Origin of the sequence: Xylanimonas ulmi, assembly GCF_004216535.1 — a bacterium.
Classification (GTDB): domain Bacteria; phylum Actinomycetota; class Actinomycetes; order Actinomycetales; family Cellulomonadaceae; genus Xylanimonas; species Xylanimonas ulmi.
The window spans coordinates 1,075,618-1,088,879 of sequence record NZ_SGWX01000001.1; the positions used below are offsets into that span (position 1 = coordinate 1,075,618).

Below are 13,262 nucleotides of genomic sequence, written 5' to 3' on the forward strand. Positions count from 1 at the left end.
GACAGATTGCCACCCCCTTTCCGGTCAAACCTGCCTCGGCCCCCATGCCGCCCAACCATGTGACACCGATCGGGTGTGTGCCGCGAGATGCAGGTCGGCGTTGACACAACGGAGTCCTGCCTGGGCGCGACTCCGGTCCGGTCACACGGCCGGGGTGTCGTCTCGCCGTGCGTCAGGTGGCTCGCCGACCGCCGCGAGTAGGTCGCCCAGAACGATCGCCAGCTCGTTGTACCCGTGGATGTAGAACATGGCCGTCATGTCAGAGGGCCGAGTGCTGTCGAGCGCGGCGAGGATGCGTGACGCGTCGGTGGTCGCTTCGCGGAGTGACAACTGCGCATCGGGTCGTGCCACGATCAGGTTGGCGCCTGTTGGCGCGCCGAGTCTCGTGATCGGCACTTGTCCGCCGGTGCGCCGTAGTTCCGAAATGGTGTCCCGGGCGAGCGGGCCCAGGTTCGTGAGCTCGATGTAGTTGACCATGGGTGCACCTCGCGTCGGACGCCGGCCGGAGTCATGCGCAGTCTCCCCGACGTTCACATGAGGTTGCTACCTGTACCGAGGGTGTTGAGTTCCCCGGGTTCGCTGTTGCGCGCGTGGTGGACCCATGAGGGTTGGACTCCAGCAGCAGGTCGCGACGGGCGGCCGCTCGCCCCAAGCAGTGGACAGGACAACGTCACCAAACGAACACCAACAACCACAGCAACTGTCGACGTGCAGTGCAGACTGCACGGAGACGCCGCCGTACTCTTCTCGACTCCGAGCGTTCCGCGCGATCCGCGCGATCCGCGCGATCCGCGAAGAGTGAGTTCGCACGGCCTAACGAGCGTCATGTGTCCGCGGCGTCCGTCTGGCGCTTCGCGGCCGTCGTGAGATGCGCCGCTCAGCCATGTTCTGGGTGACTTACGCTCGCTGCCCGTGGACCTCAGGACGCAAGACCCCGACGACTACCTGGCCGCCGATGAGGTCATCGACGCCACGCATCCAGAGGTTCGCGCTCTCGCTGCGGAACTGCGGGCGTCCACGCTCGACGACGCTCTCTACGCCAAGGCTGCCTTCGAATGGGTCCGCGACAACGTCTCGCACTCCTTCGACGTTCAAGATCCGCGCGTCACGCTCACGGCGAGCGAGGCGCTGCGCGAAAGGGTTGGCCTCTGCTACGCCAAGGCACACCTCCTCACGGCGCTCCTGCGTGTTGAACACATTCCCGCAGGTCTGTGCTATCAACGCCTGGCCGACGAGGCCACCGGCGGTCACGCACTGCACGGGCTCATCGCCGTGTACCTCGATGGCTCGTGGCACCGTCAGGACCCGAGGGGCAACAAGCCAGGCGTCGACGCGCAGTTCTCGCTGCAGCAGGAACAGCTGGCCTGGCCCGTCGACCCTGTCGAAGGCGAGGTCGACTATCCGACCGTCTACACCGCTCCGGTCCCCGAAGTGGTCGACGCCCTGAAGCGCGCTGACGACGTTCTGCTCCTCTACAGGCAGGGGCTGCCCCCAGCGCTGAAGGAATGACCGGCTCTGTCCCCAGAGAGCTGAGGGATCGGGGCCGCAAACCACGGATACCTGACCTTCCGCGCGATCTCTCGTCGAGTGGTCATGCGCCGACGGCATCAACGATGCGCTACTGGCGGGGTCGGTACCTTCGCGCGGACAGCGCGGCTGCCACAGGGGGTAGAGCCGTAGCAGCAACAACCAGCTGCACCGACCTCGACAAGCGGCCCGCAGCAGCCGGCGCCGCACGGCCAGCAGCGGCAGACGGCCACCCGCACATCGACAACTGCGCAGCCCCGCCCGCAGGGGCATCGGGTATCAGTCAGCCACACCACCACCCGGCAACAACAACAGCCGCATCGGACCGGTCAGTCCGGCGCGGCTGTCCGTTTTGCTCCCCTGGCCGAGAGGCCACGCCGGGATCGATTCGCCGGGCCTTGGGGAAACGAAACGTACGGCCTGACCTGCGCGGACGGTCTCGTTTCCCTCGTTTCCCCTCGAAAGCTGGCGGACGCGACCGGGTGATGTTCGGGCGCCGCCGGTGACAAGGGGGCGGGATGTCGGCGGCACCTGCAAGGATCCAGGGGACCTCGAGGCTCGCGCTGCCGGCGCGGTGACCGACGTCCCTGATGAGGAGTTGCCTGTGTCGCAGTCGCTGTTCCCCGCCGCCGGTCACGGCTCCCTACTTGAGCGAGAGCTCTTGGCGGAGGACCGTTGCGTTCGTGTGGGCGCGATCCATCGGATGGACTTTCACGAAGCGATCGTTCTGACGCACGACAAGTGGAAGCACGACGTCGCCGGGATCCCGCAGTTCTCGCTGCTCCTGGCCACGGCGCGCGACATCTCGTCGGAGGGCTTCGACGACGACGAGGTGCTGCTCCTCCGCGTCGAGGGGAGCGCCCCGTTGTCCCTGGAGTCCGACCTGCTCGCGGTGCGCGAGGAGTCGCTGCGGACCGCGCTGTCGCAGTACGACTCTCCCTCGCCTGCAGTGGTCCTCGACATGGGCTTGGACCCGTTCACTAAGAACCGCGTTTCGTTCACCGGGCTCCGCTGCCGGGTGCTGGGGACGTTCTACGAGTCGATCGTCGACGGCACCACACGACTCGAGTTCGGCGCTGACGTCGACAACTTCTACGCCACGTCGACCTACCGCGTGCTCAAGCCCGTTGGCAAGGGCCTGTCCGCGGTCGCCTCGTACATCAAGCCCGCCCCGACGAAGGAGCCTGTCGACATGGTCCGCATCGGAACGGTGCGGTATTCCTCGACCCGTCGCCGCGCACAGGCCGCCGGACAGGACGACGCGGCGGTCCAAGTCAACATCCACGACTTCATCGGCAACAAGACCGGCATGTTCGGCATGACCCGCATGGGTAAGTCGAACACGATGAAGACGGTCGTTGCCCGGACCCAGGTGATCTCCCAGCTGGCGGTCAAGGCCGGTGGGAGGCCGATCGGGCAGCTGATCCTGGACCCGCAGGGCGAATACGCAAACCCCAACCAGCAGGACGGGACTGAGATCGCCGCGATTGGCGAGGACCGTGTCGTGATCTACCGGTTCGGTGGCGCGGCCAACGCGAGCAACGTGCGCCCCCTCGGCATCAACTTCTTCGACCCCGGCCAGCTCGACGTCGCCAAGGGTTTCGTCTCCTCGAGCCTGAGCGAGTCGGGTGCCGACTACGTCCGCGCGTTCGTCAACGCCGACTTTGCCGGCACGCCTCGTCCTGGGGAGAGCACCAAGGAGGGGTACGAGCGAGCGGCCCGCGCCGACCGCGGACGCCTGATGCTCTACGGCGCACTGGCAAAGGCCGACTTCATGATCCCCACCAAGGACCCCGTCGACACGCAATACCCGTGGCGCGCGTGGGTGTCCATGAAGGACCCCGTCGCCGACGCGATCGAGCGGGACCTCCCCGGAGCGCTGTTCCGCCCGGCTCGCAAGGGCAGGGTCGGCGTGAACCGCGACCACCTGGTCGACGTGTGCCAGTGGTTCGTGGACCGCGCCGCCGACGGGTCGATGGTCAACACCGACGGGTTCAACTCTTTCGTCGACGGCGACCCATACAAGTCCGCGCTGCCGATCTTCTCCCAGATGAACGGCAACCGGTCGGTGTCGGGCTACACCAAGCTCAAGCCGCTGGCTCCGTTCCACCATCCCGACTCCAAGTCGGACTTCCGCGACCAGATCTTCGACGACCTGGTGGACGGCAAGATCGTGATCGTTGACCTGCACCTCGGCCCGCTCGCCGTGACGCGCCGCATGTCGGAGGGAATCGCCTCGCGGCTCATGGAGCGGCAGACCGAGACGTTCACGAAGGGCGTCGAGCCTCCGCGGATCCAGGTCGTTCTGGAGGAGGCGCACAACCTGTTCAGCAACCGGCAGTTCACCGACGAGCTGGATGTGTGGGTGCGGATGGCCAAGGAGTCCTCGAAGCTGAAGATCGGCCTGATTTACGCGACGCAGGAGGTCTCGGGCGTCGCGCACGAGGTGCTCGCCAACACCAAGAACTGGGTGGTCGCCCACCTGAACAACACCAAGGAACTGCGGAACCTCGGTCAGTTCTACGACTTCGAGGCGTTCGCCGAGGCGATCATCTCCCAGGAGGACCGCGGCTATGTGAGGCTGAAGACGATGAGCTCGCCGTACATCGTGCCGGTCCAGATTGACCCGTACGGTCTCGAGCTAGTCAACGAGGCCCGTGCCGCGGCGAACGACCCGGCTCTCGTGCCGACGAGCGCGGCCTGACCGTGCCGTACGAGACCGTAGGCGGCGGGTTCGAGCTCGCCTCGCGCACCGGCCACGCCGAGGCCGTCCTCCGTTCCATGGCCGACCAGCGCAGCTTCTTCGTGCCCGCCGAGAGAGTTACCGACCTCGACTCCTTGAGCCAGAGAGTGCGCCGCCGGAGCGATATGCCGGCGGCGCCAGTACACACGCTTCGCGCTGCTCTCGCGATCGATGGGTCGCGCATGCCGGCGCACGTACGCGACGGGCTCCCCAGCGTGGTCTACGGGTTCGCGCAGGCCGCGGCCGCCTACCTCGACCTGCAAGCGCTCGAGAACCAGCGGGCGGTCCGGTTTGTCGACCCAGTCGTCCTGGAGGGCGCCGTCAACCGGGCGCTGGTCTCTCTCGACCTGCCGTGCGCGGGCGCCTACGAGCGCGAAGGAGTCGACATCAAGCGATCCTGGCGCGAGGCAGTCGACCGGATCTTCCGCACCAAACGCGTTGAGGTCAACAACCTCAACCTCACCCTCCTCGACCTGCTGTGCCTGCTGTACGGCGCACCCGGCGTTCCAGCGACGTCCATCGAGATCGACTGTCAGAACACCGACTGCAAGCAGACGCGCATCGCGGTGCCGGCCGCGGTGGCTGCGGCACCGATCGGGTTCCCGTGCCCGGCTTGCGACCACCCCGTGTTCCCGACCGACATCCTCGGCATCCACGACGAGGTGGTCGAGGAGGGCACCAACGAGACGTCGCTGGGCCGGCTCATGTCAGTCGTCGAACTCCTGGTCCTCGTGGGCCTGGTGACCCTGCTGTGGCGCCAGCATCGAGCCGACCTGCTGCCGGAGACGCTGTTCATAGTCGACGGGCCTCTCGCCGTGATGGGTCCGCCCGCGCCGCTGCGCTATCGCGCGTTGCGGTACTTCCAAGCGATGGGCGGGGGCCCTGCGGGGCACATGCCATACATCGTCGGGGTGGAGAAAACCGGACCGATCGTCGACTTCGCGCGCCGGCTCCTACAGCACGACGTGCTCGCGCCCGGTGAGCTCCTGGTCTGCGACGCCCGTGTCATCGGGCAGATCTACAACACCGACAACGCCCTGGGGTATGGCAAGGAGACCTACTGGGGGCGCAAGTTCATCTACCGCACCGCGGACGGCAGGGTGCTCGTGCCCACGTTCGTCCCCCCCGCCGGCCGGCCCTACGACCGCGACGGCGGGCTTCCCGACCCGTCCAGCTACCCGCAGATGGCCGCGATCCTTGACGTCTTCGATCGCACCGGCTCGTCGATGTACCAGGATGGCATCATCCCAACGGCGCTGGCGCACGGGTCGGCCGCGTTCCCGATCGGCGTGGGCACCGACGTGCTCAAGCTCGTAGCGCGCCGCAAGCTCGGCCTCGACGACGCGCCACGACACGCCAGGCCGTGATCTGAACTGGTGCGGAGTTGAGGCGCAAGTCGGGCAGGATATGGGCATGACCGAGGCAATGGTGGGCGATGTGCGTGTGCCCGCCTCGCCCCGGGAAGTGAGCGAGACCCTCGGGATCCGGGACGGCGCCGCCTTCAGGCTGACCCCGGGCAAGATCACCCACCCGCTCGCCCAGGGACGCTACCAGTCGCCATTGCGATACCCGGGCGCGAAGTCTGCGCTCGCCCCGGCGCTCGGAAGGGTGATCTCCGCGGCGACTGCGTCCAGCGAGGTCCCGCGCGTGGACCTGCTCGTCGAACCGTTCGCTGGCGGCGCGTCCGCGTCGTTGCGGTTGGTCGGCGACGGCACCGTGGAGAGGATCCTGCTCGCCGATGCCGACCCGCTAGTCGCGTCGTTCTGGCAGGCGGCGGCCGCCGACACCGACCGGTTGATCGAGCGGATGCAGCACGAGCGGAGCACCTACGTGCAGCGCGGTGGCGCCGTCGCCGTCGAGCGCTGGGATTACTGGCGTGACTGGCGTCCCGCGGCCGGTGTCTCGGAGGCGACGGCACGCCTCGAAACGGCGGTCAAGTGCCTGTTCCTGAACCGCACGACGTTCTCCGGGATCCTGCACGGACGCGCTGGGCCGATCGGTGGACGCGCGCAGACCTCGCCGTACGGGATCGGATGCCGATGGAACCAGCAGGGGCTCGAAGAGCGCCTGCGCTTCATCGGGCACCTCTACTACACCGGCCGGCTCGTAGACGTGTGGCTCTGCGATTGGCAGCGCACCCTCGAGGACGTGCCCGAGAGGTTCCCGCAACTGATCCCGTCGCGCGTCGTGGCCTACCTCGACCCGCCCTACTTGGAGAAGTCGGAGAAGCTGTACCGGACAAGCTTCGACCCGCACGGCGGGTACGCGGCCGCGTCCGATGAGGCAGCCGCGCAGACCAGTGAGCGTGTCGGTGACTTGCACCTGAAGCTGGCGGAGTATCTGCGCGAGCGCGCGCAGTTTCGGTGGGTGCTCAGCTACGACGCCGATCACACCCTGATCCAGGATCCGAGGTTGTACGCGCGGCGAGAGATGAACCCCTCGAGCCAGGACCGCGAACTGCTCGGCGTGCACCGGTGGCGCATCAGCCGACGCCTGCTGTCCACGCGGTACAGCGCGTCGGGCAAGAGCGGCAAGCGGGCGGCCAGCGAGCTGCTGCTCACGACGTTGCCGCCGTCAACCGTCCCGCTCGATGAGGAGTTCCGCTCGACGCACGAATGGGAGCGGGCCGCGCAGGCGACCACGCGCTGATGGCTGGTGGCCGGGGCTGGAAGCGACGACGCGGGCCTGTGACCTGCACTCGGGCCGCGACACGGGGATCGGCGCGGTGTCGCACGCGTCGCTACGCTTACACCCACGCGATCGGAAGGCAGGGCTGTGGCGGCTAACAACGTTGTGCGGGGTACCAACACCAAGCCCGTCGCCAGCGACACGCTCGCTCGGTTCTTCGAGTCGAACCAGGCGCCGACTGGTGGCGAGTTGTTCGTCGGTTACCCGATCACCACCGCCGCCGACGGCAAGCGCCCGATCGACGCGGTCTATGTCTCTCCGCAGCACGGTGTCGTGGTCTTCGATCTGGTCGAAGGCACCGATCTCGGCGACTTCGTCGACCGGCAGGACGACGACGTCAACCGTCTCGACGTGAAGCTTCGCGCCCACCGCGACCTGGTGCGCCGCCGCGAGCTCCTCGTGCAACTGAGCACTGTTACCTTCGCGCCGGCTTTGTCCCACCCGCACGGCGAGCCGGACTTCCCGGTCGCGAACGAGGCCACCCTCGCGCAGGTCTTGGCAGACTTCGAGCTCGACGAACCGAACCCCGAGCTGTTCTTGCGCACCGTGTCGGCGCTGCAGAGCATGTCGCGGATCCGCCGCACCAGCACGGCACGGGTCGTGGTCGACGAGAACTCCCGAGGGGCACGCCTGAAGGCCCTGGAGGGCTCGATCGCGACCCTCGACGCGCAGCAGTCGCGCGCCGTCATCGAGACCGCCTCGGATGTGCAGCGCATCCGCGGGCTGGCCGGGTCGGGCAAAACGGTGGTGCTGGCCCTCAAGGCGGCCTACCTGCATGCGCAGCACCCCGAGCTTCGTATCGCGGTGACCTTCATGACGCGGTCCTTGCGAGAGCAGTTCCGGTCACTGATCACGATGTTCTCGATCGAGCAGGCGGGCGAAGAGCCCGACTGGACGAAGGTCCAGATCCTGCCGGCGTGGGGTGCGCGCGGTGGCGGCGACCGAGACGGCATCTACTACCGCTTCTGCGTGGAGAACGACGTCGCCTACTACGACTTCGCCTCGGCCAAGGCGCAGTTCGGCGGCATCGACCCCCTCAGTGGTGCATGCAGCGCGGCGCTCGACGCCGCGAGCGAGCCCGTGCAGTCGTTCGACGTCGTCCTGGTCGACGAGGCCCAGGACCTGCCGCCGTCCTTCTTGCGCATGTGCTACCAGATGCTCGGTCCGGTCAAGCGCCTGGTCTACGCCTACGACGAGCTGCAGAACCTCAACGCTTCCGGGCTCCCGCCGGCCGAGGAGATCTTCGGCACCGACAGGGACGGTCGCCCGCTCGTCACGTTCGACCGTGACGACCCGACCGGGGCGCGCCGCGACATCATCCTCTACAAGTGCTACCGCAACTCCCGACCGGTCCTGTCCACCGCGCACGCGCTCGGGTTCGGCATCTTTCGAACGCCGCCGCCCGCGCAGAGCACCGGACTGGTGCAGATCTTTGAGCAAAAGGACCTGTGGGGCGACATCGGCTACCGCGTGACCGACGGGTCCCTCGCCGATGGGGCGCGGGTCCGCCTGGCGCGTACACGCGACTCGAGCCCGCTCTTCCTCGAGAACCACTCACCGATCGACGACCTGATCGAGTTCCGCCGCTTCGAAACCGCGGCCGAGCAGGCGCGGTGGGTCGCCGCTCAGATCAAGCAGAACCTCGAGGTGGACGAGATGGTCGCGAACGACATCATCGTGATCAATCCCGACCCGTTCACGACCCGGAACAACGTCGGCATCCTGCGCAAGCAACTCGTCGAGCTCGACATCGACTCCCACCTCGCCGGCGTCGACACGCGCGCCGACGTCTTCTTCTCCCCGGAGAGCTCCAGCGTCACCGTCACCGGTGTGTACCGGGCGAAGGGCAACGAGGCCGGGATGGTCTACGTCGTCAACGCGCAGGAGAAGTTCACCTCGGGCGCAAACCTCGCGCAGGTGCGCAACCGGCTGTTCACGGCGGTCACGCGTTCCAAGGCCTGGGTCAGGGTGACCGGGGTGGGGCCGGAGATGGACGCGCTGATCGAGGAGTTCAACCGCATCAAGGCCAGTGACTTCGCTCTCGACTTCGTATACCCCAACGAGGAGGTGCGCGCGAAGCTGCGGATCGTGCACCGCGACAAGTCCCAGGTCGTCAAGAAGCTCCGGCACTACGGGCAATCCCTGGGCGAACTGGTGAGCGACCTGGAGCGCGGCGCCGTCTACACCGAGGACCTCGATGCCGAGACGGTGGCACGGCTGCGCGCACTGCTGAGCGACACCGATGCCTGAGCCGCTGGTCGAGTCGTTCCGCAAGGAGTTTCACGACGTCGCGGTCTACCTGATCGAGAAGAGCCTGGTCGACCACCAGAACTTCCCGGCCCGGCGCACCCGTTCGGACGACGTCGTGGTGCTCGAGTCCGACTACTGGAAGACGGCGCCGCGCATGCAAGAGAAGGTGCCCTACAGCCAGTTGTACGAAGGGGCCTTCGACGCGTCGGCATACGACCTGAGGTTCCTGGACGGGGCCTTGGTCCAGATGCGGTATGAGTTCTCCAAGCGCAGCGGTCAGCTCCTTCGCTCGAGCGCAAGTTTCCTTCCGTCGCCCGATCTGACCGCGTACCAGGATGACCCCCAGCTGTACTTGCGCGACGAGGTCTACGGGGACGTTGTCGACCCTCGAGTCGTGCCGGTCCCGATGCGCGTGGACTTCGACGCGGGCGCAGCGGTCGACCTGCACCACCCGCACTCCCACATGACCTTCGGGCTGTACGAGCACTGCCGCATCGCGGTGACTGCGGCGATGACGCCCTGGCACTTCCTCGAGCTGGTGTTACGCAGCTTCTACCGGACCAAGGACTGGCTGGGTACCGATGAGCTCCCGGGTCCCCGCGTGAAGATGCCGAAGACGATCACGCCTCGAGAGCAGGAGCTCGGGCACTTCGCCGTTCCTGCATCTGCGTAGCCGTCCGACGCGTACCCTCGCGTGCCCCGCCAGTGACCGTGTTGCTCTGTGGCTCTGAACATGACATCGGGCAATGGGTTGTACGCCACTTCGGGCAACACCTGCGCGGTGGCGAACTGTGTGTACGTGAGTCGCGACAGCACCCGGAGCGTGCGCGGTCTCCCCAAGAGGGCGAGCGGGACGCGGGCGCGGCGTTAGCGCATGCGCTCGGCGAGCTGGTCGAAGAACTCAGCGAGCATCCCGTCCGCGCCGTCCTTCATGAGCTCGGCCCCACCGAACCGGTAGACCTCATATCCAGCGAGCTTGAGCCGCCGGTCCTCGGCCACCATCTCGCTGTAGAGCGTCGGGCTCGCGGTCTCACCTTGCGCATAGTGCTGCTTCCCGTCGACCTCGAGGACGACCCGATGTCTGTTGGAGAACAGGATCAGGAAGTCCATCCGCTGCCGCTGAAGCGGTCGACCGCTCTGGCCGGCTCGCCGGCGGGCGAGTTGGGTCGTGGGGTCGAAGTGCAGGTAGACCTGAGGAATCAGAGCCGGGATCTCAAACTTCTCGTCTTTGTAGCGCGCCGCGTAGGCCTCAAACACGACGAGTTCGGCGGGATTGGCTCCGAGGGACTCCTGGAGGCGACGATGCAGATCCAACCCGACGTCCCGCGCTGACGCGGTATCGGCGAAGCCTTGACGCTCTCGCCACCAATCGATCAGGTTGCTGTACTTCAGGCCGTCGGCCGGGATCGGCCGGTCGTAGACGAGGCAGTACTCGCCGTTGCGGACGATCTCGATATCGTTGTTGAGGGCGTCGCGCAGCACCAAGTCGGGCTTGGGACCGTTCGCAGCGAAGATCAGGTTCTTCGCGGGCGCGCCGACACCTCCTCCGCGGTCGTGCTCGGCAAGGAGGGCGGTCAGGTCGGCGAGAGCGGCCTCGGATAGCTCGAGCTCACTGATGATTCGACGCGCCAGGGCGACGAGTTGGGGGAGGTTCCAGCCCTTGGTGTACGCCTGGATGACTTCGCGCTTGCTGTAGTCGGGGTCACTTGGCGGGCGATCCGACTCCGGCCATGGCAGCCCGAACTCCTCGGCGAGGACCGTCTCCAGGTTGCGCCGCGTGTAGGCCATGAGCGCCGCCTCGATAGCGCTCCGGAACGCTCGCGACGACACCTTGGCCGGAGCCTTCGTGGGATCGAAGAGCGCCGCGTTGAAGAAGTTGAGACCGCTCACTCTGCCATTGTCCCCGTGGCCCACGGCAAACCATGGAACCTTCGCGCCTGGCCGGGACTGAGCACGGTGGCCCCAGTCCGAGTCGCCCATCGCGACACGGCCGGTCGCAGCGCAAGCCCGACCACCCCGGGTTCAGGGCTTCCTGCTGCGCCACGCGGGTGTTGCTCTCCACTGGCGTACATTCCGAACCACTCGAGGCACACAGTGTCGCCCGACGGTGCGTACATCCGTCGCCGAGGGTCATGTTCGCAGCCACTTTGGCCTGACGTCGCAGATCGGCCACACGACGGGGAGTGCCTGCTTGGGCGCGGTGCCACCGCCGAGAGGCGCAGAGCGTGCTTGCCGCGCCGTTGCAGGGCCAGTTGGTGGGATCAGTGAGCCCGGAAGGGGCTGCAAGACCCCCGTCGTCGCCCCCCACGTCAACCAAGCCGCCGCCGTCCGCGGCTCTGGCGCACTTTCGGTGGTGTGGCCTGCGGTGTGGCCTGCGGTTGTGTGGCCTGCCGTGACGCTCAGGCTGTCAGGAGGATGCGGTGGCGGAGGAGGTCGAATCCGGCGCGTCCGTACATCTGGCGTTTGAGCATCTTGGTGCGGGTGTTGACGCCCTCGGTGCGCCCGTTGTGGTGCGGCAGGGTGACCGCTGCTATGACGGCGTCGCGGTCTTGTTCCAGGCCGCGGACGAAGGAGTGCAGGTGCGGCAACGACGCCGCGCGGGCCTGCTCGATCCAGGAGGTCAGGGCGTCGGCGTTCGACTCGTCGGGGGCGAGCAGCCGGGCGAACCCGGCGACGAGGTCGTGCAGGGCGGTCATCTCCGGGCACGCCGCGACGAGCCGTCCGAGGCGTTCGGTCTGCCGCTCGGTCAGGGCGGTGGGTCGGGTGAGCAGGAGCCGGGTCGCGTGCCGTGGGGACAGGTGCTGGTGCTCGCCCGGGTGGCGGTGCTGGTTCAGGTACCGGTAGAGCAGGTTCTGGCTCCCGGTGTACCCGAGGTCGCGGATCTCGGCCAGCAGTTGCTGCACGCTCACGCCCGGCTCTGCGTCCCGGCGTCGGCGTAGGTGGTCGCGGTAGGGGTCGACCAGAGTGGCCCGGTAGCGCGGTGGGCGGGCGATCTGCTCGGGCTTGGCGGCGCGGGCGTACCGCTTGACGGTGTTCAGCGCGATCCCGAGGCGGCGTGAGCAGTCCAGCAAGCCGACCCCGGCGTCCAGCAGTTCGTGGACCTGCTCCCAGCGTTGCGCGGTGGTCTCGGCGAGCCGTCCTTCGCGCATGCCGGTCGCGGTGGCCGCGGCCCAGCACGCCGAGTGCGCCGCGACCTCCTTGCCGACGGCGTCACCGAGGCCGTGCCATAGGTGCCACCGGTCGGCGACCTGTGTCGCGTCCGGCAGGACGTCGCGCACGGCCTGGGCGTAGACGCATCGACCCGTCCCTTGTGACGACCTGCACCCCGGGATGGGCGGTCAGCCACGCCTTGACGACGTCGGCGTCCCGGCCGGGGATGACGTCGACCCGGCGGCCGGTGTCCGCGTCGATCAGGACGGTCGCGTAGACCTGCCCGCGCCGCAACGCGAAGTCGTCGATCCCCAGCACCCGCGGCACGACCAGCGCCGGGAGCTCGATCCTGCGCAGGACGCGCAGCGCGGTGTCTCGCCGCAGGCGCATGCCGAGAGCTGGGGCGAGCCGGGCCGAGGCGCGCCCCGCGAGCTCGGTCACCACGGCCTCGAGGGCTTCGGTCAGCCGGGCCGTGCGCCGTTGATAACGCTCAAGCACGCCCGGGACCTGCTCACGGAACGTCCTGCGCGGGCAGTGCGGCGACTGGCAGACCAGGCGCCGCACCCGGACCCGCAGCACGACCCGCAGCCCAGCGACGGGCAGGTCAGCCGGCGCGCGCTCGTGCCAGGCATGCAACCGCGTCGACGGCCGCCCGCAGACCGGGCAACCCGCTGGCCCGCCACGTGTCGTCACGGCGAGGACGAGCCCGCCCTCGCCCTCCTCCACGTCCTGGACGATCAGCCCGTCCAGCCCCGCGAACACCGCCCTGACCAGCACCGACGCATCGAGCACGGCAGATCATGACAGATCCGCCGAACGCAATCGGTCACCACCGAAAGTGCGCCAGAGCCGCTGGCTTTACAGACCCCCGCCGTGTGCGTGCGGGAGCGCAGGCGGCTCGCTC

General features: G+C 67.8%; 8 protein-coding genes and 1 pseudogene. 6 read left to right on the plus strand and 3 right to left on the minus strand.

Annotation, left to right across the window (positions count from 1 at the left end):
- Window positions 1-141 precede the first annotated feature (141 nt).
- Window positions 142-477 carry a hypothetical protein gene (locus tag EV386_RS04895; RefSeq protein WP_130412845.1) on the minus strand — a complete coding sequence of 112 codons (336 nt, stop codon included), beginning with the start codon at window positions 475-477 and terminating at the stop codon, window positions 142-144.
- 435 nt (window positions 478-912) lie between these two features.
- Between EV386_RS04895 and EV386_RS04900 the strand changes: the two genes are divergently transcribed.
- The 6 genes from EV386_RS04900 to EV386_RS04925 all read left to right on the plus strand — a co-directional run bounded on the left by EV386_RS04900 (window position 913) and on the right by EV386_RS04925 (window position 9,881).
- Window positions 913-1,509, plus strand: coding sequence for a transglutaminase-like domain-containing protein (locus tag EV386_RS04900; RefSeq protein WP_130412847.1), 597 nt, complete (start codon window positions 913-915; stop codon window positions 1,507-1,509).
- 721 nt (window positions 1,510-2,230) lie between these two features.
- Complete coding sequence (locus tag EV386_RS04905; protein WP_130412849.1) at window positions 2,231-4,231, plus strand: helicase HerA domain-containing protein; 2,001 nt, start codon at window positions 2,231-2,233, stop codon at window positions 4,229-4,231.
- Between the two features lie 2 nt (window positions 4,232-4,233).
- On the plus strand, window positions 4,234-5,637 hold the full coding sequence (locus EV386_RS04910; protein ID WP_130412851.1) for a hypothetical protein: 1,404 nt from the start codon (window positions 4,234-4,236) through the stop codon (window positions 5,635-5,637).
- 46 nt (window positions 5,638-5,683) lie between these two features.
- Window positions 5,684-6,919, plus strand: coding sequence for a DNA adenine methylase (locus EV386_RS04915; protein ID WP_165399845.1), 1,236 nt, complete (start codon window positions 5,684-5,686; stop codon window positions 6,917-6,919).
- 126 nt (window positions 6,920-7,045) lie between these two features.
- Entirely contained in the window at window positions 7,046-9,208 is a 2,163-nt protein-coding gene (locus EV386_RS04920) for a DEAD/DEAH box helicase (RefSeq protein WP_130412855.1), read from the plus strand.
- On the plus strand, window positions 9,201-9,881 hold the full coding sequence (locus EV386_RS04925; RefSeq protein WP_130412857.1) for a DUF2290 domain-containing protein: 681 nt from the start codon (window positions 9,201-9,203) through the stop codon (window positions 9,879-9,881). Before EV386_RS04920 ends, EV386_RS04925 begins: the two co-directional genes overlap by 8 nt.
- Before the next feature lie 194 nt (window positions 9,882-10,075).
- On the opposite strand, the gene EV386_RS04930 is transcribed toward EV386_RS04925, so the two are convergent.
- A complete protein-coding gene (locus EV386_RS04930; protein ID WP_130412859.1) occupies window positions 10,076-11,098 on the minus strand; it encodes a hypothetical protein in 1,023 nt (340 codons plus the stop codon).
- Between the two features lie 509 nt (window positions 11,099-11,607).
- Window positions 11,608-13,150 (minus strand): annotated as a pseudogene (locus EV386_RS04935) (ISL3 family transposase).
- Window positions 13,151-13,262 lie beyond the last annotated feature (112 nt).

What these genes read in the sequence shown, in the direction of transcription:
- EV386_RS04905 (WP_130412849.1), top strand. Translation starts at nt 2,231, where the DNA reads ATGGACTTTCACGAAGCGATCGTTCTGACGCACGACAAGTGGAAGCAC.
- EV386_RS04915 (WP_165399845.1), top strand. Translation starts at nt 5,684, where the DNA reads ATGACCGAGGCAATGGTGGGCGATGTGCGTGTGCCCGCCTCGCCCCGG.
- EV386_RS04895 (WP_130412845.1), bottom strand. Translation starts at nt 477, where the DNA reads ATGGTCAACTACATCGAGCTCACGAACCTGGGCCCGCTCGCCCGGGAC.
- EV386_RS04925 (WP_130412857.1), top strand. Translation starts at nt 9,201, where the DNA reads ATGCCTGAGCCGCTGGTCGAGTCGTTCCGCAAGGAGTTTCACGACGTC.